The sequence below is a fragment of the Streptomyces sp. CAU 1734 genome, assembly GCF_039888735.1.
In the GTDB taxonomy this organism is placed as follows: Bacteria; Actinomycetota; Actinomycetes; order Streptomycetales; family Streptomycetaceae; genus Streptomyces.
In genome coordinates this window covers 24,293-45,037 of the sequence record NZ_JBDQQP010000009.1, presented here as the reverse complement: position 1 = coordinate 45,037, position 20,745 = coordinate 24,293, and the positions used below count along the sequence as shown (strand labels likewise).

Here is a 20,745-nt window from a genome sequence, read left to right as displayed (position 1 = left end):
GGGACATTACTCCGTGAGAGAGGCGATTTCGCGAGAGCCCCTGGTGCTTAGGACGAAAGTACGGGGTCAGTATGGGACCGGCGGCGGAACACGGTCCGGGACCCGGAGGTGGAGAATGACCGAGCAGGGGCGGCAGCCGAAAGCACCGCTGGGGATCGCGGAGGTGACGGGGCCTTCCATGCATCCGACACTCCGGCAGGGCGACCGGCTGCTGGTGCGTTACGGCGCGGAGGTGAGGCCCGGTTCCGTCGCGGTGCTGCGGCATCCTCTCCAGCAGGACCTGCTCATCGTGAAACGGATCGTCGAGCGGCGCGAGAGCGGCTGGTGGGTGCTGGGCGACAATCCGGGCGCCGAGGGGGACAGCCGGGTCTTCGGCGCCGTCCCCCATGAGCTGCTGCTCGGGAGGGTGTGCGGGCGGTACCGGCCCCGTACGCCGGATCAGCGCTCGGTGTTCGCGCTGGTCTCCTGGGCGCTCTCGGCGGTGCGGCCGGTGTTCTCCGACCGTTCCGCCTCCAGGCGCTTGCGGGCGCGGTAGGCGGCCACATTCGCGCGGGTGGCGCACCGGTCGGAGCAGTAGCGGCGGGAGCGGTTGGTCGAGGTGTCGAGATAGGCGTTGCGGCACGGCGGTGCCTCGCAGAGCCCGAGCCGGTCGACCCCGTGCTCCGTCAGATGGAACGCCAGGCCCATGGCGGCGATGGCCGCGTACCCGGCGGTGGCGTTCGACGGATGGTCGGCCAGATGCATGTGCCAGTCCGGCCGGCCGTCCTCGTCCCGCGTGTCGTGTCCCGAGATCTGCGGGCTGACCGGGAACTCCAGCAGCAGTGAGTTCAGCAGATCCACCGCCTGTGTCTCGTCGCCGGTGTCGGCGGCGGCGAAGACCGCGCGCAGCCGCGCGCGCACGGAGCGGAAGCGGGTCACATCCCCGTCGGTGACCCGGCGGGCCGCCTGCCTGGAGCCGCCGAAGAGCTCCCGCACGGCGTCGACCGAGGTGAGGGAGTCCTTGTTGCGAGCCGGCTCCTCGGTGTTGACCAGGCGCACGGCATAGTCCGAGTAATAGGCCAGTTCCACTTGTAGTCCTTACCGGGTCGGTCTATGGTCGACGGGACGGTGGTAATGGGCTGTTCCGCAATAAGGGTATTACAGATGGAGGGGTTTTCCGTGTCGGAGACGGTAGTGGGCACCGACTGGGCGGCTTGGCAGCAGAGCTGGGACCGCCAGCAGGAGTGGTACATGCCCGACCGCGAGGAGCGATTCCGGGTCATGCTGGACATGGTCGAGGCCACTGTCGGCCCCGAACCGCGCGTCCTCGATCTCGCATGCGGTACGGGAAGTATTACGGACCGGCTCCTCCGCCGGTTCCCGAACGCCACCAGTACCGGCGTCGATCTCGATCCCGCCCTGCTGACCATCGCCCGGGGCACCTTCGACGGCGACGACCGCGTCACCTTCGTCAGCGCGGACCTCACCGACCCGGAGTGGACCGCGCGCCTCCCGCACGACTCGTACGACGCCGTCCTCACCGCGACCGCCCTGCACTGGCTGCGGCTCGGACCGCTCGCGACCCTCTACGGGCAGCTCGCCGGGCTCGTCCGCGACGGCGGGGTCCTGATGAACGCCGACCGCATGATCGACCGCACCACCCCGCGCATCAACGCCGCCGAGCGCGCCCACCGCCACGCCGGGATGGACCGTGCCAAGGAGGGCGGGGTCCTCGACTGGTCCGAGTGGTGGGCGCTCGCCGCGCGCGAACCCGCGCTCGCCGGGCCGACCGCCCGCCGCTTCGAGATCTACGGGGAGCACGCGGACGGCGAGACACCCTCGGCGCGGTGGCACGCCGAGACCCTCCTCGCGGCGGGCTTCGGCGAGGCGCGGGCCGTGTGGGCGTCGCCCTCGGACAGTCTGCTGCTCGCGCTGAAGTAGCCGGCCGGACCGGGGAACTCCGCCATCGCCCGCAACCCTCCGCCGCCTCCACCGCACTGAAGGGAGGGGAGGGTCCACACAGGTGGACCGGGAAGGGGTGGAATGACGCGCACCGACGACGAGGACGACCTGCGTGCCTTCGTCGAGGGCAGACGCGCGGCCCTCTACCGCAGCGCCTATCTGCTCTGCGGGGACCGTGACGAGGCGGATGATCTGGTCCAGTCGACCCTGGTCAAGGTCGTGCTCGGCGGGCGCCGCCACGGGCGTCTCGACAACATCGAGGCATACGCGCGCAAGACCCTGGTCAACACCTTCATCGCCTCCCGGCGCCGCTTCTGGCGCCGGGAGCGGGCCTGCGGCGATCTGCCCGACCTCCCGGAACCGGCGGTCGACTCGGACACCGGCCTGCTGGTCAACGCCGCGCTCACCACGCTCACCCCGAAGCAGCGCGCCGTCGTGGTGCTGCGCTTCTGGGAGGACCTGAGCGTCGCGGAGACCGCCAGGCTGCTCGGTCTGCGCGAGAACACGGTCAAAAGTCATACCGCTCGGGGCCTCGCCGCGCTCCGTGTCCAGGTGCGGGAGGAATTCGTATGAGCGAGGTACGGGCACTGCTGGAACGGGCGGCCCAGGAGGCGGGACCGCCCCGGGGCACCGTCGAGACGGTCTACCTCCGCGCCGCGCGAGTCCGGCGCAGGCGGTGGGCGGCGGGCTGTGCGGCGGCACTGGCGGTGGCGGGGCTGGCGGGCCTCGTCCCGCAGCTGCGGGATCACGGGGAGAAGGCTCTGCCCGGGACGGGGAAGGAGCTGAGCGCCTCGGAGCGGGCCGAACGGGTGGAGAGGCTCCTCCCGCCCGGGCTGGATGTCCGCAAGGGGCCACCCAGTGAGGGGACGACCGGAGTCGGTTCGGTCTACCCGGTGCCCTTCCCGGGGGGCGGGCCGCTGGACGGCACCTTCACGGTACGTGACGGAGGGCCCGGGGAGGCGACCGTCCGGCTCTGGGCCCATCCGGCCTCCACGGCCGGCGAATTCGGTGGACTCTGGAGCAATACCCCCTCCTGCCACTACGCCGGGAAGATGTACAAGCCCTCCTGTGAGAAGTGGGCGGTCCCGGGCGTCGGAGAAGTGGTCTCCTACCGTCCCCGCAGGAATCCGTTGCCCCATCATCCGCCGTATCTGTGGGCCGTCGAGCTCTGGCGGAAGGACGGACGGCTCGTCATGGCCACCGTGGCGAGCAAGCGCGACGACATCGTCTCCGTGAGCGAACTCCGCAAGGTGGTCCTCCGCACCGAAGTGCTCCCGCCGCAATGAGCGGCGCACGCCGGCCGCCGGCCCGCGACGGCACCACCCGCCCCGGATCCTGGGACCCGGGGATCCGGCCGGCCTGTGGGATCCGGCCGGGCTGACCTCCTCCGGACGCGCGAAGGGCGGTACGGGATTGCTCCGTACCGCCCTTTCGAGCACCCGCGTCCCCGCCGCTACAGCACCTTCGACAGGAACGACTTCGTCCGCTCGTGCTGCGGGTTGGTCAGCACATCGCGCGGATGGCCGGACTCGACCACCACCCCGTCGTCCATGAAGACGAGCGCGTCGCCGACCTCGCGCGCGAAGCCCATCTCATGGGTGACCACGACCATCGTCATGCCGTCCTCGGCGAGCCCGCGCATCACGTCCAGCACATCGCCCACCAGCTCCGGGTCGAGCGCCGACGTCGGCTCGTCGAAGAGCATCAGCTTCGGCTCCATCGCCAGCGCCCGGGCTATCGCCACCCGCTGCTGCTGGCCGCCGGAGAGCTGGGAGGGGTAGTTGCCGGCCTTGTCGGCCAGGCCCACCCGGTCCAGCAGCCGCTCGGCACGGGCCCGGGCCACCGCCTTCGACTCGCCCTTGACCTGGACCGGCGCCTCCATGACGTTCTCGATCGCCGTCATGTGCGGGAAGAGGTTGAACCGCTGGAACACCATGCCGATGTCCCGGCGCTTCAGGGCGACCTCGCTGTCCTTCAGCTCGTACAGCTTGTCACCCTTCTGGCGGTAGCCGACGAGCTCGCCGTCGACGTACAGCCGTCCGGCGTTGATCTGCTCCAGATGGTTGATACACCGCAGGAAGGTCGACTTGCCGGAACCGGACGGGCCGATCAGACAGAAGACCTCACGCGGGGCGACCTCCAGATCGATGCCCTTGAGGACCTCGATCGGACCGAAGGACTTGTGCACACCCTCCGCTTTGACCATGGCGGTGGAGCTCATGCGGAGACTCCCTTCGGACGGCGCACCGAGAACACGCTCGACTTGATCTTCTGGAGGGGGGTGGGCGGCAGCGTCCGGGTGGAGCCCCGGGCGTAGTACCGCTCCAGGTAGTACTGACCGACGCTCAGGACCGAGGTCAGCAGCAGGTACCAGGCTGCGGCCAGGAAGAACATCTCGACCGGCGCACCGGACGTCGAGCCGATGTTCTGGGCCTGCCGGAACAGTTCGGTGAATTGCACCGCCGCCACCAGCGAGGTCGTCTTCAGCATGTTGATGACCTCATTGCCGGTGGGCGGCACGATCACCCGCATCGCCTGCGGGATCACGATCCGGCGCAGGGTCTTGTTGTGGCTCATGCCCAGCGCGTGGGACGCCTCGGTCTGGCCCTCGTCGACCGAGAGCAGGCCCGCGCGGCAGATCTCCGCCATGTACGCGGCCTCATTGAGACCCAGGCCCAGCAGCGCCGTCAGGAACGGCGTCATGAAGTCGGACCACTCGTCCTGGTAGAACCCGAGGTTGATGGTCTCGAAGACCAGTCCCAGGTTGAACCAGACGAAGAGCTGCACCAGGACCGGGGTGCCCCGGAAGAACCAGATGTAGAACCAGGCGATGGACGAGGTCACCGGGTTCTTCGACAGCCGCATCACCGCGAGGACGATGCCGCCGATGATGCCGATCGCCATCGACACCAGGGTCAGGAGCAGTGTCTCCTTGACGCCGTCGAGGATCCGCTCGTCGAAGAAGTAGTCCGGGATCGCGTCCCAGTTGATTTTGCCCTGGGAGAAGGCGTACACGACCAGCCCGAAGAGGGCGATCGCGACGACGGCGGAGACATAGCGGCCCCAGTGGCGGACCGGGATGGCCTTGATCGCCTCCGGCCCGGCCGACGGCGTGGGTGGCACGCCCTCCGGGCCCGTCTTTTCGATGTCGACAGTCACAACAAGCCTTTCCGTACCGAATCAGTGCCCGACCAGCGGGTTCCGGTCCGCGCCGGCGGCGCGGACCGGAACCGCCCCTGAGGTCAGGAACCGCCGTTGATCTTGGCCTCGGTCACAGCGCCCTCGGCGACGCCCCACTTGTCGACGATCTTCTTGTACTCGCCGTTCTTGATGATCGCGTCCAGACCGGCCTGGATCGCGTCCCGCAGCTTGGCGTTGTCCTTGGCGATCGCCATGCCGTACGGGGCCGCCTCGACCTGCTCGCCCACGAGCTCGAAGTCATTGCCGCCGCCGGAGGTCTTCACCGCGTACGCGGCCACCGGGAAGTCGGACGACACGGCGTCGGCGCCACCGGCGCGGAGCCGGGTCTGGGCCTCCAGGTCGGTGTCGAAGGCCTCGATCTTGATCTTGTCCTTGCACTTCTTGTTCTCGGCCTTGGCCAGGTCCTCGGAGACCGTGCCGCGCTGGACCGCCAGCTTCTTGCCACAGAGGCTGTCCCAGGTCGCGATCCCCTGGGTGTCACCCTTCTTGGTGTAGATCGAGACACCGGCGGTGAAGTAGTCGACGAAGTCGACGCCCTCGCCGACCTTCTTGCCGGTCTCGCCGTCGACGCCGTTCTGCCGGTCCTTGGTGTCCGTCATGGCGGACATGGCGACGTCGTACCGCTTCGAGCGCAGACCCGTGACCAGGGTGTCGAAGGTGCCGTTCTCGAAGTCGAACGTCACCCCCAGCTCCTTGCCGATGGCCGCGGCGATGTCCGGGTCGATGCCGACCGTCTTGCCGGCGTCGTCCTTGAACTCGACGGGCGGGTACGCGATGTCCGAGCCCACCCGGACCGAGCCGCGGTCCTTGACGTCCTGCGGCAGCATGTCGTGCAGCTTGTTGCCCGCGGTCTTCGAGGCGCTGCTGCTCTCCCCGCCGGTCTTCTTGGCGGAGTCGTTCGTCTGGTCGCCACAGGCGGTCAGCAGCATGGAGCCGGCGACCGCGATGACGCCGACCGCGGCGAACCGGGAGGTGAGGGTCTTCCGGGCCTTCGTGGCGGTCGTGCGGCGCGTGATGCTTGCGGTCATGTTCGGGATCCTCCGGCGTGTCAGAGTGCTGCCATTTCTTGTGCGTATCCCGGTCACGGACTCACCTTCGAGTGTCGCGACCTTGAGCGTTTTCGGCATCTTGCCATCCGGACTAGCCCATTCAGGGCTCTACGCATGTCAAAATCGGGTAACGGGACACCCCCGGCCTCCCTGTGACCGGTACAACATCACCGGACCATTCACGGGAATACCTTCTTCCGACCGGAAAATCTTCGGCCTCCGGCCCCCTGTGGGCGGGATGCAGGGCGCGTAGGGGAAGTGTCCTGACATCTACCGAGAGTGACCGTGGCGGCGGGAATTGGACTCGTCTCCGGACGTCCCGTTCGGGTAAGAAGGATCCTTACACCCCTCATCCGGGGGCTCAGGGCGCGTGTGCGGCGCGCCCGCGCGTACGTACTCCCCCCGCCGGGCGGCTCAACCGCCCCGAGCGGGGCGCGGACGCGGTGCCCGCCCACCCCTCCTCAACCAGGAGTGGAAACCCTCAACTGATGAAGACTTAAGGGGTCATCCCATGGCAGCGGAGATCGTCAACCCACGCAGTGACAGCAATCCCGGCAGCACCACCGGTACGGAGAGCGCTCCCGAGGAGCCCTTCGATCCGGCCTTCGCCCTGCACCGCGGCGGCAAAATGGCCGTCCGGGCCACGGTGCCGGTGCGCGACCGGGACGATCTGTCCCTCGCGTACACCCCCGGCGTCGCGAAGGTGTGCAGCGCGATTGCCGAGCAGCCCGATCTGGTCCACGACTACACCTGGAAGTCCCAGGTCGTCGCCGTGGTCACGGATGGAACCGCGGTTCTGGGGCTGGGCGACATCGGCCCGGAGGCGTCACTCCCCGTGATGGAGGGGAAGGCGATCCTCTTCAAGCAGTTCGGCGGCGTGGACGCGGTTCCGATCGCCCTCGCCACCAAGGACACGGACGAGATCATCGAAACCGTGGTCCGGCTCGCGCCGTCCTTCGGCGGGGTGAATCTGGAGGACATCTCGGCCCCGCGCTGCTTCGAGATCGAGCGCAGGCTCCAGGAGCGGCTCGACATCCCGGTCTTCCACGACGACCAGCACGGTACGGCGGTGGTCACCCTCGCCGCCCTGCGCAATGCCGCCAAGCTCTCCGGCCGGGAGCTCGGCGAACTGCGCGCGGTCATCTCCGGAGCGGGTGCGGCCGGGGTCGCCATCGCCAAATTCCTGCTCGCCGCCGGGCTCGGCGATGTGGCGGTCAGCGACCGCAAGGGCATTGTCAGCCGCGACCGCGAGGATCTGAACGACGCGAAGCGCGAGCTGGCGGAGATCACCAACCGGGCCGGGCTGACCGGCTCGCTGGAGTCCGCGCTGGCCGGTGCGGACGTCTTCATCGGGGTCTCGGGCGGCACGGTGCCGGAGGCGGCCGTCGCCTCCATGGCCCCCGGGGCGTTCGTCTTCGCGATGGCCAACCCCAACCCGGAGATCCACCCCGACATCGCGCACAAGTACGCGGCGGTGGTGGCGACCGGGCGCAGCGACTTCCCCAACCAGATCAACAATGTCCTCGCCTTCCCGGGGATCTTCGCGGGCGCGCTCCAGGTGCGGGCGTCCCGGATCACCGAGGGGATGAAGATCGCGGCGGCGAACGCGCTGGCGGATGTGGTGGGTGACGCGCTGGCGCCCGACTGCGTGATTCCGTCGCCGTTCGACGAGCGGGTGGCGCCGGCGGTCACGGCGGCGGTGGCGGCGGCGGCGCGGGCGGAGGGTGTGGCGCGGCGGTAGTCCTCGGGCCGGGTGCACCGGCCCCCCGGGCGGGGCGTGTTCAGCCCTCCGGCGTTTGAGGAGCGGGGTCCGGGGCGAGCCCCGGCAAGGGCCGTGCCGGGTCCTGCCGGGGCGCGTCCTCGGGCCCGTTGCGGGGCTCCGCCCCGCGCCCCGCGCCCCGCGCCTCAATCGCCGGCGGGGCTGGATTTCGCGGGGTTGAGTGTCCGGCTGACGGCCGGCGGGGTGGGACGGGCTCCGCCCCGCGCCTCAACCGCCGGCGGGGCTGATTTTGGCGGGCCTGAGGGTTGAGGCTGACGGCCGGCGGGTGGGACGGGATCCACCCCGCTCCTCAATCGCCGGCGGGGCTGGTTTTGGCGGGCCTGAGGGTTGAGGCTGACGGCCGGCGGGGTGGGACGGGCTCCGCCCCGCGCCTCAATCGCCCGCGAGGCTGATTCTGCCCGGGGCCCTGTTGTCCGACGAGTGGAGGGCGCGGGGTCCTGGCCCCCGCCCAGGCGTCGGCGGGGCTGAGCACGGTTGCCCCGTACCCGTGGGCGCATGTCACACATCGGGACGGTTCCGGCACAGCCCGTGCCGCCCTAGGGTCGGGGCATGTTCGCCGCATACGCCGCACGTATCGACCGTGACGCTCCCCTCGACGGCCTGGAGCTGGGTGAACGCCCGGCCCCCCGGCCCCGGCCCGGGTGGACCGCCGTGACCGTGAGGGCCGCGTCCCTCAACCACCACGACCTCTGGTCCCTGCGGGGCGTCGGTCTCGCGGCCGACCGGCTGCCGATGATCCTCGGGTGTGACGCGTCCGGCGTCGACGCCGAGGGCAACGAGGTGGTGGTGCACTCCGTCATCGGACAGACCGGCCACGGCGTCGGTCCGGACGAGCCGCGCTCGATCCTGACCGAGCGCTATCAGGGGACCTTCGCCGAGCAGGTGCTCGTACCCAGCTGGAATGTGCTCCCCAAGCCGCCGGAGCTCAGCTTCGAGGAGGCCGCCTGCCTGCCGACGGCCTGGCTGACCGCGTACCGCATGCTCTTCACCAACGCCGGGGTCCGGCCGGGGGACTCCGTGCTGGTGCAGGGCGCCGGCGGGGGAGTGGCGACGGCCGCGATCGTGCTGGGCCGGGCGGCCGGGCTGCGGATGTACGCCACCAGCCGGGACGCCGAGAAGCGGGCGCGCGCCGTGGAGCTGGGCGCGGAGGGCGCGTACGAGCCCGGCGCGCGGCTGCCCCGCCGGGTGGACGCGGTGATCGAGACGGTCGGCGCGGCCACCTGGTCGCACTCGGTCAAGTCGCTGCGGCCCGGCGGCACCCTCGTCATCTCGGGTGCGACGAGCGGTGACCGCCCCTCCCACGCCGAGCTGACCCGGATCTTCTTCCTGGAGCTGCGGGTGGTGGGCTCCACCATGGGCTCCAGGGACGAGCTGGAGGATCTGCTCTCCTTCTGCGCCGCGACCGGGGTGCGGCCGGTGATCGACACGGTGCTGCCGCTGGACCGGGCGCGCGAGGGGTTCGAGCGGATGGCGGCGGGCGGGCTCTTCGGCAAGATCGTGCTGACCCCCTCCTGAACGGGATGTCAACTTTGGTTGACGAGTCATGGTTGTCAACGTACATTGACAACCATGACTGAGGCAACGGATCTCGCCGAGCGTGCGGGTGACCGCGACCCCCGGGTCGGGCTGCGAGCGGTCGCCGCGCTGCGGCGGCTGCTCGAACAGCTCGAGGCCGTACAGGTGCGCGGTGCCCGCGATCAGGGCTGGTCGTGGCAGGAGATCGCGGCCGAACTGGGCGTCAGCCGGCAGGCCGTGCACAAGAAGCACGGGAGGCAGTGATGTTCGAACGCTTCACCAAGGATGCCCGGGACACGGTCGAGAAGTCCGTGCTCCAGGCCGAGCGAGCGGGTGCGGACTCGGTCACCGAGGAGCATCTGCTGCTGGCGATCCTGGACCAGCGCGACACCCGGACGGCCCGCGCGTGTGCCGCGCTCGGGGTCACGGACCGGCACGCGTCCATCAGGGACGCGCTGGCGGACGCCCGGCGCCGGGCCGGGCTCTCCCGCGCGGACGCCGAGGCGCTGGCCGGGCTCGGCATCGATGTCGCCGAGATCGTCGCCCGGGTGGAGGAGACCCACGGCGCGGGCGCGCTCGGGCCGCAGCGCGCCCCGAGGCGGTGGTGGTCGAGCCGGCGGCCGTTCGGCCCGGCGGCCAGGGAGACCCTTGTCGCGTCGCTGCGGATCGCGGCCGGGCGGGGGGACCGGGAGATCGGCTCCGAGCATCTGCTGCTGGCGCTCACGGCGCGGCCGGGCGTGGTCTCCGAGGTGCTGGCGGAGCACGGCGCGACCCATGCGGCCGTCCGCCGCGCGGTGTACGGGGAGGAACGCGCCGCCTAGCGCCGCCCGCCCCCCCCGCAGGAACCACCCACCCGCGCCAACTGCCCGCGCGGACGCCGGGGCGACTCCCCACCCCGTCGTCCGCGCGCGCGGTCCGTCCGCTACTTCTTCCCCGGCCGGAGCAGCGACGCCACGATATGGGCCGACGCCGTCGACAGATGGCGCCGCGCCTCGCCGAGCTGGGATTCGCTGACACCGTGGTCCCGCGCCGCGTCCCGGATGTCGTCGCGGAAACGGTCCAGCAGCCGCTCCAGATCCCGTACCGGATCACCGGTCACCGGAGTGTCCGTCAGCCGGTCCGCGACAGCGCCGTCCGCCGCTTCCCCCGATACGGGGCCGGGGGCATCCGGAGCGGGCCGGTCCGGGGTCTCCGCGGCCGGCTCCCGCTTCGGGGCGGGGGGAGGGGCGGCGGCGGACGGCCAGGACATGCCGCCCCGGGTCAGCCCGCCCAGCTGGGCGGTCAGCTCCGACAGGCCCTCGCGGACCCCGGTCGGCCAGTCGCCGCGCGCGAAATGGTCCTGTACCTGGTCCTGGACCTGCCGGGCGATCCGCTGCATCTCGCGGCGGGCCTTGTCCTGCGCCTCCTTCGCCTGGCGGCGGGCCTGCCGGGCGTCCTCCCGGGCGCGGCGGGCCTGCTCCTGCCATTCGTGGGTGGCTCGCGCCCACTCCTCCTTCTCGGCCTGCTCGGGACGGTCCCCCGCCCCGGCGCCCCCGGCCTTCTCCGCGCCCGGTGAGGTCCGGGTCCGGGAGGCGGCGGCCCGCATCTCGCTGCGCAGCTTCCCCGCGGCCCCGCGCACATCGTCCCGGATCTCCGCGGCCAGCTCGGAGACCGAGTCGCGGATCTCCAGCTCCAGATCGGCCAGCTCGCCACTGCGCCCCGCCAGCTCCTCGCGGCCCGCGTCGGTGATCGAGTAGACCTTCCGGCCGCCCTCGGTGGCGTGGGTGACCAGGCCCTCCGCCTCCAGCTTGGCCAGCCGGGGGTAGACGGTGCCGGCCGAGGGCGCGTACAGGCCCTGGAAGCGCTCCTCCAGCAGGCGGATGATCTCGTAGCCGTGGCGCGGGGTCTCGTCCAGCAGCTTCAGCAGATACAGGCGCAGACGGCCGTGTGCGAATACGGGAGCCATGTCAGAGCACCTTTCCGGTGGGGCCGCCGGTGGCGGTGGAAGCCGGGCCGTCCGAGTCGCCGGGACCGCCGGCCGCGGGATCGGCTCCGCCCGCGGGATCGTCCCCGGCGGCGGGATCGTCCCCGCCCGCGGGGCCGTCCTCGTCGGAGGGCCTGCGCAGCAGGGCGATGGAGCCGGACATCGTGGACGCCCGCAGGGTGCCGGTGCCCGCGCCGAGCGTGCCGGTGATCTTCTTCGCGCCCCACCGGCCGGTGACCCGCAGATCGCCGAAGGCGTTGGAGACGGGGCCGCTGGTGGTGTTCACCTCGACGTCGGCGTCGGTCCGGTCCGGCAGCCGGATCGCCAGCTCACCGGAGACCGTGGCCAGCCGGACATCGGTCGGGCCGGGCGGATCCGCCCCGTCCGTCTCCGCGAGATCGATCAGCATGTCGCCGCTGACCGACTCCGCCCGCACCGGCGAGCCCGCGCCGCCCTCGATCACCGTCAGATCCCCCGACACCGACTCGTACCGCAGCGCGCCGGTGACCGACTGGGCCTCCAGGCTGCCCGAGACCGTCTCGGCCCGGACGCTGCCCGTCAGGCGTACGAGGGTGGCGTCACCGCTCACGCTGTGGACGGAGGTGGTTCCCCGGATGCCGGAGATCACCGCCCCCGCCCCGACCACGCCTATCCGGACGGCCGCCTCCGCCGGCACGGCGAGGGAGACCACGACATCGCGCTGCCAGCCCTTGCGGTCGAGCCACTTCAGCCAGCCCGTCCAGTGCAGATCCGCGTAGGCGACGGTCAGCGAGGACCCCTCCCGGGTCACGACCAGCGGCGGGCCCTCCAGCCGGGAGACCTCCAGCCGGGCCGAATCCTCGTCGGTGCCGACCACATTGACCGTGCCGTTGACGACACGGACATTGAGCTCGGTGACCGGCTGGTCGAAGAGGAGCTTTCCGGGCTCCGCCACCTCCCACGTCGACTGCGCCATGACGTCTGACCTCCCCGTCGGACCACGACGCAATATATCGCGTCTCTTCTCTCAATACGATATATCGCGAGTGGGATGGCATACAAGGGCGACGCGGAATATCCGGCCCCTTATAAAGGGCCATTCATGTGCAAATTGACCTAGCGTACGTTTCATGAACGCGACACCCGTGGGCGCGCTGCTGCTCTGCCGGGCCGAGCCCGCCTCCGTACGCCCCCCGGCCCATCTGCTCCGCGAGCGGGCCCTGCTCGCACCCGCCGGGGCCGACTGGAGCGTGCTCGTGCCGGAGGGGAAACCGTGGGCGGACGGCGCGGAGCCGGTCGACCGGGTACTCGCGGGCTGGGCGTCCGCCGTGGCCGTCGCCACCAACCGGCCGGCCCTCGCGCTCTGGTGGGACGGGGACCGGGCCGGATACACCCTCGCCTCGGGATTCCGCCGGCCGGTCGGCTATGTATGGCTCGCGGACGGCACCCCGGCGGGCGAGGAGGAGGCGATGCACACCTTCGCGGCCCGCCTGGGGCTCGATCCCGTCCTCGACGTGCAGTCGCTGGAGGCGCTCACCCTCCCCGACCCGGCCTCGGACGCCCGGGCCAGGCTCCTCGGGCTGATCGCGGTCCTCGGCCGCGCCGGCCTGCGGCTGCCGGCCGGGCTCGCCCCCGCCGAACCGGGGGAGGCGCTCCGCGCCGCCGCCGTCGCGCGGGGCGCGGAGACCATCGAATGGGCGGGCTGGCGCGACGCCGTCAGGGCGGAGTTCCACGCGGTGGAGGAGGGCTTCGACCACTGGCTGCGCGACCGCCGCGAACTCTCCCGCACAAGAACCCTCGGCGCCGCGCAGCTCGCGGCCGGGGTGCCGGTCACCCTCTACGGGGTGCGCCGCCGCAGCCCCGGCTGGATCGCGGCGGGGATCGTACTCCTCGTCAACGGCGCGCTGACCTACGGCCGGGGCGCCCGCTGAGCACGGTGCGCGGCGGCGGTCCGCCGCCGCGCACCGGCGTCACTCCTCTTCGTCCTCGTCGTCCAGCCGCGCCAGCCAGGTGGCCAGGCGCTCCACCGGCACCTCGAAGTCGGGGTTGAGGTCGACGAAGGCACGCAGCTGCTCGGCGAGCCACTCGAAGGTGACCTCTTCCTCGCCGCGCCGCTTCTCCAGTTCCTCGATGCCTCGATCGGTGAAGTACACAACATTCTCCCGGGACGGATGGGGGCTACTCCCTCAGATTACGGGGCCCGCCCGCCCCTCCGGGACCGCCCCCGGACAGGCCGGAGGGCCGGTACCCACGGGTACCGGCCCTCCGGATCACACGGTGCCGCGCATGCGGCGGTCAGGCGTCGAACACCTCATTGCAGAGCTGCTGCTGCTCGGCCTGGTGACGCTTGGCCGAACCCACCGCCGGCGACGAGGAGTGCGGACGGGAGATCCGCCGCAGCCGCTCGCCGTGCGGGATGTCCGCGCCGACGGCCAGATCCAGGTGGTCGATCAGGTTGAGCGCGATGAACGGCCACGCACCCTGGTTCGCCGGCTCCTCCTGCGTCCACAGGTACTTCTCGGCGTTCGGGAACTTGGCGATCTCGGCCTGGAGCTCCGCGCCGGGCAGCGGGTAGAGCCGCTCCAGCCGGATGATCGCCGTGTCGGTGACCCCGCGCTTCTTCCGCTCGGCGTCGAGGTCGTAGTAGACCTTGCCGGAGCAGAAGACGACCTTGCGGACCGCCGCCGGGTCGACCGAGGCGTCGCCGATCACCGGGCGGAAGCCGCCGGTGGTGAACTCCTCCGCCTTCGACGCCGCCGCCTTCAGCCGCAGCATCGACTTCGGGGTGAAGATGATCAGCGGCTTGTGGTGCGGGTTGTGCACCTGCCACCGCAGCAGGTGGAAGTAGTTCGACGGCAGCGTCGGCATGGCGACCGTCATGTTGTCCTGCGCGCACATCTGGAGGAAGCGCTCCGGGCGGGCGGACGAGTGGTCCGGGCCCTGGCCCTCGTAGCCGTGCGGCAGCAGCAGGGTGACGCCGGAGGTCTGGCCCCACTTCTGCTCGGCGGAGGAGATGAACTCGTCCACGACCGTCTGCGCGCCGTTGACGAAGTCGCCGAACTGCGCCTCCCACATCACCAGCGCGTCCGGGCGGGCCAGCGAGTAGCCGTACTCGAAGCCCATCGCCGCGTACTCGCTCAGCAGCGAGTCGTAGACGTTGTACCGCGCCTGGTCCTCGGTGAGGTAGAGCAGCGGGGTGTAGTCCTCGTTCGTCTCCTGGTCCACCAGGACCGCGTGCCGCTGACCGAAGGTGCCGCGGCGGGTGTCCTGGCCGGAGAGCCGGACCGGGGTGCCCTCCATCAGCAGCGAGCCGATGGCCAGCGTCTCGCCCATGCCCCAGTCGATGGTGCCGTCCTCGACCGAGGAGGCACGCCGCTGGAGCTGCGGCAGCAGCCGCGGGTGGACGGTGACATTGTCCGGGATGTTCACCTGGGACTCGGCGATCCGCTTCACGACCTCCTGGGAGATCGCGGTGGTGACCGCCACCGGGAATTCGGCCTTCGCGTCCGGGACGAGCGCCGGGGCCGGGTGGCTGGTGGCCTCGCGGACCTCCGCGAACACCTTCTCCAGCTGGCCCTGGAAGTCCTGGAGCGCCTGCTCGGCCTCTTCCATGGTGATGTCGCCGCGGCCGATCAGGGACTCGGTGTAGAGCTTGCGCACCGAGCGCTTCTTGTCGATCAGCGCGACCATCTGCGGGTTGGTGAACTGCGGGTTGTCGCCCTCGTTGTGACCGCGGCGGCGGTAACAGATGAGGTCGATCACCACGTCCTTGTTGAAGGTCTGGCGGAACTCGAACGCCAGCCGCGCCACCCGGACACACGCCTCGGGGTCGTCGCCGTTCACATGGAAGATCGGCGCCTCGATCATGCGGGCCACATCGGTGGCGTACATGGAGGAGCGCGACGACTCGGGGGCGGCGGTGAAGCCGACCTGGTTGTTGATCACCACATGGACGGTGCCGCCGGTGCGGTAGCCGCGGAGCTGGGACATGTTCAGCGTCTCCGCCACCACGCCCTGGCCGGCGAAGGCCGCGTCGCCGTGGAGGGCGACCGGCAGGACGGTGAAGTCCGTGCCGCCCTTGTTGATCACGTCCTGCTTGGCGCGCGAGACACCTTCGAGGACCGGGTCGACCGCCTCCAGGTGGGAGGGGTTGGCGACCAGGGAGACCTTGATCTGCTCGCCGTCGAGACCGGTGAAGGTCCCCTCGGCGCCCAGGTGGTACTTGACGTCGCCGGAGCCGTGCATCGACTTCGGGTCGAGGTTGCCCTCGAACTCCCGGAAGATCTGCGCGTACGACTTGCCCACGATGTTGGCGAGGACATTCAGCCGGCCGCGGTGGGCCATGCCGATGACGACCTCGTCCAGCCGCGACTCGGCGGCCGAGTCGATCACCGCGTCGAGCAGCGGGATGACGGACTCGCCGCCCTCCAGCGAGAACCGCTTCTGGCCGACGTACTTCGTCTGGAGGAAGGTCTCGAACGCCTCGGCGGCATTGAGCCGGCGCAGGATCCGCAGCTGCTCCTCGCGCTCCGGCTTGGAGTGCGGGCGCTCCACCCGGTCCTGGATCCACTTGCGCTGCTTGGGGTCCTGGATGTGCATGAACTCGATGCCGGTGGTGCGGCAGTACGAGTCGCGCAGGACGCCCAGCACCTCGCGGAGCTTCATCAGGGACTTGCCGGAGAAGCCGCCGACGGCGAACTCGCGCTCCAGGTCCCACAGGGTCAGCCCGTGCTCGGTGATGTCCAGGTCGGGGTGCTTGCGCTGGCGGTACTCCAGCGGGTCGGTGTCGGCCATGACATGGCCGCGGACCCGGTAGGAGTGGATCAGCTCGAAGACCCGGGCGGCCTTGGTGACGTCGTCGTCGTGCGAGGCGTCGATGTCCTTGAGCCAGCGGACCGGCTCGTAGGGGATGCGCAGCGCCTCGAAGATCTCGTCGTAGAAGCCGCTCTCCCCGAGGAGGAGGTTGGCCACGACCCGCAGGAACTCGCCGGAGGCGGCGCCCTGGATCACCCGGTGGTCGTACGTCGAGGTCAGCGTCATGACCTTGGCGATGCCCAGCTTGTTCAGGGTGTCCTGGGAGGTGCCCTGGAACTCGGCGGGGTAGTCCATCGAGCCGACGCCCATGATCACCGACTGTCCGGGCATCAGCCGCGGCACCGAGTGGACGGTGCCGAGGCCGCCGGGGTTGGTCAGCGAGACGGTGACACCGGTGAAGTCGTCCATCGTCAGCTTGTTCATCCGGGCGCGGCGGACGATGTCCTCGTACGCCTGCCAGAACTCGAAGAAGTTGAGCGTCTCGGCCTTCTTGATCGCCGCCACCACGAGCTGGCGGTCGCCGTTCGGCTTGACCAGGTCGATGGCGAGGCCGAAGTTGACGTGCTCCGGCTTGACCAGGGTCGGCTTGCCGTCCTTCTCCGCGAAGGACCAGTTCATCTGGGGCATGGCCTTGAGGGCCTGCACCATCGCGTACCCGATGAGGTGGGTGAAGGAGACCTTCCCGCCCCGGGCGCGCTTCAGATGGTTGTTGATCACGATGCGGTTGTCGAAGAGCAGCTTCACCGGGACCGCGCGCACGGACGTCGCCGTGGGCACCTCCAGGGAGGCGTTCATGTTCTTCGCGACGGCGGCGGCCGGACCGCGGAGCACGATCTGCTCGGGGCCCTCGCCGGAACCGGCGGCCGGGGTGCTCGCGGCCTTCGGCGCGGGAGCCTTCGCGGCCGGGGCGGCGGCCTTGGGAGCCTCCGCCTTCGGGGCCTCCGCCTTGGGGGCCTCCGCCTTCGGGGCCTCGGCCCGGGGCGCGGCGGCCGGGGCCGGGACCGCGGCGGGCGCGGCCGGTGCGACGGGTGTGACCGGCGCCGCGGGAGCCGCCGGAGCGGCCCCATTGGCGACTGCCGTACCCGCGCCGGCCTGCGCGGGAGCGGCGGGCGCGGCCGGGGTCACGGCCGGCTCCGCGGCGGTCGCCGCGGCGTTCTTGGCGCCGGGCTTGTAGTCGGCGAAGAAGTCCCACCAGGCTCGGTCGACCGAATTCGGATCCTGGAGGTACTGCTGGTAGATCTCGTCGACGAGCCACTCATTGGGTCCGAACGCGGCGGCAGGATCAATGCCCTGAGCGCTCTGATCGGTCGTGGGGGCACCGCCCGGCCGGAGGCTGGGGGAGCTCGAGTTACTGGGGGACTGAGACGACACGGCGGCAACCGCCCTCTTCCGCTTCACAATGTGGTGGACAGCGGGAATCAAGGCTACGCCTCCCTGGCCGAGAGGTGCAGGCCGGGCGGGCCACAGTCGCGCAAGTCACACCGAAAGGCGGGTTTCGGGGGAGGTAATGGCGGGAAACACGCACGGTTCGCCCGCACCGCTGGTATGAGTGACCGAGCGGCGTCGTTCCACTGGCGGGTGACCCGCCGGACAGGTCACTTCCTCGCCATGTCCATGTAGAAGATTGGCTTCCGTTTCGAACCCTACGTCAAGATCGTGACGAGGGGATCCCCGGAAGGGTGACCAGGATCCGGCAGCCGCGGGCCGATTCGGCCACACCGATGCGCCCGCCGTGCAGATCGACCGCCCAGCGGGCGATGGCCAGCCCCAGCCCCGTACCGCCGTCACTGCCCTTTCCGTGCGGGGCGCTCACACTGCCCCGGTTGAACCGCTCGAAGACCCGGTGCCGCTCCTGCTCCGGGATCCCCGGGCCCTCGTCCACGACCTCCAGCACCAGCGACTCCGGCTGCGGCCCGCGCCGGGCCTGAACGGTGACCCGGCCCTGCGGCGGCGAGTGCTTGACCGCGTTGTCGATCAGATTGGCCACCACCTGGTGCAGCCGCTCCACATCGGCGTGCGCGGTCAGCTCGGGCGGGAAGACATCCAGATGGAGATGGACGTCGGTCCGGGTGTGGTGCCCGGACCCGGAGGCCAGCCCGCGCTGCGCCGCCGCGAGATTGGCCTCCTTCAGGACGCCGGAGAGATAGGGCCAGACCTCGAAGCGCCCGGCGCGCAGCGGTACGACACCGTTGTCCAGCCGGGACAAGTCCAGCAGGGTCTCCACCATCCGGCCAAGCCGCTCGGTCTGCCTCAGCGCCGTGCGCATGGTCTCCGGATCGGCGGCGGAGACACCGTCCACGACGTTCTCCAGCACCGCCCGGAGCGCCGCGATCGGGGTGCGCAGCTCGTGCGAGACATTCGCCACCAGCTCCTTGCGGTGCCGGTCGACCGCCTCCAGGTCATCCGCCATGCGGTTGATGGTGGAGGCGAGGTCGCCCAGCTCGTCCCGCCGGTCCGCGCCGCGCACCCGGCGGGTGTAGTCGCCGTGCGATATCCCCTTGGCGACGGTGTTCATCTCGTCGAGCGGCGCGGTCAGGCCGTGCGCCACGAACTGCGTGATCAGCAGGGTCGCTATCACCGAGAAGACGGTGATGAAGCGGAACTCGGTCGCGGTCTCCAGGGCGACCAGCAGCAGACCGGTGGTGATGAAGACCGAGCTGACCACCAGGGTGCCGAGCTTGGTCTTGATCGAGATGGCGACCGTCCTGCGGCGCCGGACGGGGTGCGGACGGCGCAGCGGGCAGCGCTCCCGCGGCTCGGGACGGCCCCCGCCCCCGGCCGCCCCCGCGTCCGGGCCGGCGGCGGTGCCGCCGGGGGCCGTCCCGGTGGGGGGCTCGTCGCCGGGCGGACGGCTCATGGCGCGGGGGTCTCCAGGGCGTAGCCGACGCCGTGGACCGTACGGATGCGTTCCGCGCCGATCTTCCGGCGCAGGGCCTTGATGTGGCTGTCCACGGTCCGGGTGCCGGAGGCGTCCGCCCAGTCCCAGACCTCCGCGAGCAGCTGCTCACGGGAGAGGACGGCCCGCGGGGTGTTCGCCAGACAGACCAGCAGATCGAATTCGGTGGGGGTCAGATGCACATCGTCGCCGCGCACCCGCACTCTGCGCTGGGCGTGGTCGATCTCCAGCTCACCGAGGCGGAGGATGCCGCTCCGGGGGGTGACGGCCGCCAGCGCGGCCCGCTCGACCCGGCGCAGCAGCACATGCACCCGTGCCGCCAGCTCCCGCATGGAGAAGGGTTTGGTCATGTAGTCGTCGGCCCCGACGCCGAGCCCGACCAGCATGTCGGTCTCGTCGTCGCGCGCCGTGAGCATCAGCACCGGCACCGGGCGCTGCGCCTGCACCCGGCGGCAGACCTCCAGGCCGTCGAAGCCGGGCAGCATGATGTCGAGCACCATCAGATCCGGCTGCCACGCCTCGGCGGCGTCGACGGCGGCGGGTCCGTCGGCGGCCGTCTGCACCAGGAACCCCTCCGCCCGCAGCCGGGCGGCGATGGCATCGACGATGGTCGTGTCGTCCTCGACGACCAGCACCCGGCGCTGGGCCCCGAGGGTGGCCGCGACGCCGTTCTGGGTCGTGTGTGTCTGTTCCATCGCCCGCCCCTGTAAGCAGCTATCGCGAGTTTTACGCGCGTTCTGATCTGTGTAACACAGCAGCGTAAAGGCAGTTACGGGGTCGCGGCTACGCGGGCCGAACGGCGAGGTGAACGGCGTCGGGTACGCCCCGGGCAACCCGGATCTCTTCGGTTCTTACCCCGGTGAAACCGGCATTCCGCAAGGTTTCTTCGAAACTGCGGGAGGGTCGCGCGGACCAGACCGCGAGAACTCCGCCCGGCAGCAACCTCCGCTTGCACAGGGCGAGTCCGGCGGGGGAGTAGAGGTTCTCGTTGTCGTCGGTCACCGTCCAGTCGGGACCGTTGTCAATATCCAGACAGAGAGCGTCATAACGGTCCTCGGTTTCCCGGAGGTGGGTGAGCAGATCCGTACGGAGGATCACGCTGCGGGGATCGGCGAGTGCCGCTGCGGAGATGTGCGAGAGCGGGCCGGAGAAATGCCAGTCGATGATGGCCTGTTCGCGTTCCACGATGGCGATGCGGCCCCATCGCGGATCGGCCGCGGCGTGGGCGAGGGAGAAACCCACTCCCAGACCGCCGATGAGGACGGAGGGCCCGCCGGCTCCGGGGGCCCCGCCGGCAGCGGTGGTGAGGGCGTCGCGAGCGGCGTCGATGAGCAGCCGCTCCGAGCGGCCGTCCGATGTGTCCATCAGAAAACAGCCGTTGGCGATGATCTCGTGGTGCTCGCCGCGCCGGCGCAGTACGACCTCGCCGTACGGCCCTTCACGGCGGTCGAGTGTCACGGTCGCGCGGTCGCGCACAGGGGCCTCCGGTGCCTTCGGTCCGATGGGTGCTCCTGGTCATGGTGGTGTTCCGCGAGGACCGGTACAAACGATTTCGGACGAGTGCGCGGGGGCGCGTGAGGTGTGTGCGGGGCGTACCCGGGCGCGG

General features: G+C 70.8%; 20 protein-coding genes. 9 read left to right on the top strand and 11 right to left on the bottom strand.

Annotation, left to right across the window (positions count from 1 at the left end; genetic code table 11):
* Nucleotides 1-115: 115 nt before the first annotated feature.
* Nucleotides 116-535, top strand: a complete 420-nt coding sequence (gene sodX / locus AAFN69_RS18360; RefSeq protein WP_347729635.1) for a nickel-type superoxide dismutase maturation protease — start codon at nt 116-118, stop codon at nt 533-535.
* Here sodX and AAFN69_RS18355 read toward each other — a convergent pair.
* Nucleotides 439-1,068: a CGNR zinc finger domain-containing protein gene (locus AAFN69_RS18355; protein WP_347729634.1), complete on the bottom strand. Its 630-nt coding sequence runs from the start codon at nt 1,066-1,068 to the stop codon at nt 439-441. The genes sodX and AAFN69_RS18355 overlap by 97 nt on opposite strands.
* Nucleotides 1,069-1,143: 75 nt before the next feature.
* On the opposite strand from AAFN69_RS18355, the gene AAFN69_RS18350 reads away from it, so the two are divergent.
* The 3 genes from AAFN69_RS18350 to AAFN69_RS18340 all read left to right on the top strand — a co-directional run bounded on the left by AAFN69_RS18350 (nt 1,144) and on the right by AAFN69_RS18340 (nt 3,227).
* Entirely contained in the window at nt 1,144-1,920 is a 777-nt protein-coding gene (locus AAFN69_RS18350; protein WP_347729633.1) for a class I SAM-dependent methyltransferase, read from the top strand.
* A 102-nt stretch (nt 1,921-2,022) separates the two neighbouring features.
* Nucleotides 2,023-2,514, top strand: a complete 492-nt coding sequence (locus AAFN69_RS18345) for a SigE family RNA polymerase sigma factor (protein ID WP_347729632.1) — start codon at nt 2,023-2,025, stop codon at nt 2,512-2,514.
* Nucleotides 2,511-3,227 (top strand): hypothetical protein, encoded by a 717-nt coding sequence (locus AAFN69_RS18340; protein ID WP_347729630.1) that lies wholly within the window; start codon nt 2,511-2,513, stop codon nt 3,225-3,227. Before AAFN69_RS18345 ends, AAFN69_RS18340 begins: the two co-directional genes overlap by 4 nt.
* 167 nt (nt 3,228-3,394) lie before the next feature.
* On the opposite strand, the gene AAFN69_RS18335 is transcribed toward AAFN69_RS18340, so the two are convergent.
* The 3 genes from AAFN69_RS18335 to AAFN69_RS18325 form a co-directional block, all read right to left on the bottom strand.
* Nucleotides 3,395-4,162: an amino acid ABC transporter ATP-binding protein gene (locus AAFN69_RS18335; RefSeq protein WP_347729629.1), complete on the bottom strand. Its 768-nt coding sequence runs from the start codon at nt 4,160-4,162 to the stop codon at nt 3,395-3,397.
* Nucleotides 4,159-5,100 carry an amino acid ABC transporter permease gene (locus AAFN69_RS18330; protein ID WP_347729628.1) on the bottom strand — a complete coding sequence of 314 codons (942 nt, stop codon included), beginning with the start codon at nt 5,098-5,100 and terminating at the stop codon, nt 4,159-4,161. Before AAFN69_RS18330 ends, AAFN69_RS18335 begins: the two co-directional genes overlap by 4 nt.
* Before the next feature lie 83 nt (nt 5,101-5,183).
* A complete protein-coding gene (locus AAFN69_RS18325; protein ID WP_347729627.1) occupies nt 5,184-6,170 on the bottom strand; it encodes an ABC transporter substrate-binding protein in 987 nt (328 codons plus the stop codon).
* Nucleotides 6,171-6,702: 532 nt separating this feature from the next.
* On the opposite strand from AAFN69_RS18325, the gene AAFN69_RS18320 reads away from it, so the two are divergent.
* From AAFN69_RS18320 to AAFN69_RS18305, 4 genes are all read left to right on the top strand, one after another.
* Entirely contained in the window at nt 6,703-7,932 is a 1,230-nt protein-coding gene (locus tag AAFN69_RS18320) for an NADP-dependent malic enzyme (protein WP_347729626.1), read from the top strand.
* A 588-nt stretch (nt 7,933-8,520) separates the two neighbouring features.
* Nucleotides 8,521-9,486: a zinc-binding dehydrogenase gene (locus tag AAFN69_RS18315; RefSeq protein ID WP_347729625.1), complete on the top strand. Its 966-nt coding sequence runs from the start codon at nt 8,521-8,523 to the stop codon at nt 9,484-9,486.
* Nucleotides 9,487-9,540: 54 nt separating this feature from the next.
* The gene (locus AAFN69_RS18310) at nt 9,541-9,750 is read left to right on the top strand and encodes a helix-turn-helix domain-containing protein (protein WP_347729624.1); all 210 of its coding nucleotides are present in this window, start codon (nt 9,541-9,543) and stop codon (nt 9,748-9,750) included.
* Nucleotides 9,750-10,307 (top strand): Clp protease N-terminal domain-containing protein, encoded by a 558-nt coding sequence (locus AAFN69_RS18305; RefSeq protein ID WP_347729623.1) that lies wholly within the window; start codon nt 9,750-9,752, stop codon nt 10,305-10,307. The genes AAFN69_RS18310 and AAFN69_RS18305 overlap by 1 nt, the downstream gene beginning before the upstream one ends.
* Nucleotides 10,308-10,408: 101 nt before the next feature.
* Here the strand turns inward: AAFN69_RS18305 and AAFN69_RS18300 are convergent, their stop codons facing one another.
* Nucleotides 10,409-11,431, bottom strand: a complete 1,023-nt coding sequence (locus tag AAFN69_RS18300) for a helix-turn-helix transcriptional regulator (RefSeq protein ID WP_347729622.1) — start codon at nt 11,429-11,431, stop codon at nt 10,409-10,411.
* 1 nt (nt 11,432) lies between these two features.
* Nucleotides 11,433-12,404: a hypothetical protein gene (locus tag AAFN69_RS18295; protein ID WP_347729621.1), complete on the bottom strand. Its 972-nt coding sequence runs from the start codon at nt 12,402-12,404 to the stop codon at nt 11,433-11,435.
* Between the two features lie 154 nt (nt 12,405-12,558).
* On the opposite strand from AAFN69_RS18295, the gene AAFN69_RS18290 reads away from it, so the two are divergent.
* Nucleotides 12,559-13,359 carry a hypothetical protein gene (locus tag AAFN69_RS18290; RefSeq protein WP_347729620.1) on the top strand — a complete coding sequence of 267 codons (801 nt, stop codon included), beginning with the start codon at nt 12,559-12,561 and terminating at the stop codon, nt 13,357-13,359.
* A gap of 39 nt (nt 13,360-13,398) precedes the next feature.
* On the opposite strand, the gene AAFN69_RS18285 is transcribed toward AAFN69_RS18290, so the two are convergent.
* The 5 genes from AAFN69_RS18285 to AAFN69_RS18265 all read right to left on the bottom strand — a co-directional run bounded on the left by AAFN69_RS18285 (nt 13,399) and on the right by AAFN69_RS18265 (nt 20,615).
* On the bottom strand, nt 13,399-13,581 hold the full coding sequence (locus tag AAFN69_RS18285) for a DUF6104 family protein (protein ID WP_347729619.1): 183 nt from the start codon (nt 13,579-13,581) through the stop codon (nt 13,399-13,401).
* Nucleotides 13,582-13,723: 142 nt separating this feature from the next.
* Complete coding sequence (locus AAFN69_RS18280; protein ID WP_347729618.1) at nt 13,724-17,614, bottom strand: multifunctional oxoglutarate decarboxylase/oxoglutarate dehydrogenase thiamine pyrophosphate-binding subunit/dihydrolipoyllysine-residue succinyltransferase subunit; 3,891 nt, start codon at nt 17,612-17,614, stop codon at nt 13,724-13,726.
* Nucleotides 17,615-17,891: 277 nt separating this feature from the next.
* Nucleotides 17,892-19,100, bottom strand: coding sequence for a HAMP domain-containing sensor histidine kinase (locus tag AAFN69_RS18275; RefSeq protein ID WP_347729616.1), 1,209 nt, complete (start codon nt 19,098-19,100; stop codon nt 17,892-17,894).
* Complete coding sequence (locus AAFN69_RS18270) at nt 19,097-19,834, bottom strand: response regulator transcription factor (protein ID WP_347729615.1); 738 nt, start codon at nt 19,832-19,834, stop codon at nt 19,097-19,099. Before AAFN69_RS18270 ends, AAFN69_RS18275 begins: the two co-directional genes overlap by 4 nt.
* Before the next feature lie 88 nt (nt 19,835-19,922).
* Entirely contained in the window at nt 19,923-20,615 is a 693-nt protein-coding gene (locus AAFN69_RS18265) for a spermidine synthase (RefSeq protein WP_347729614.1), read from the bottom strand.
* Nucleotides 20,616-20,745: the final 130 nt, after the last annotated feature.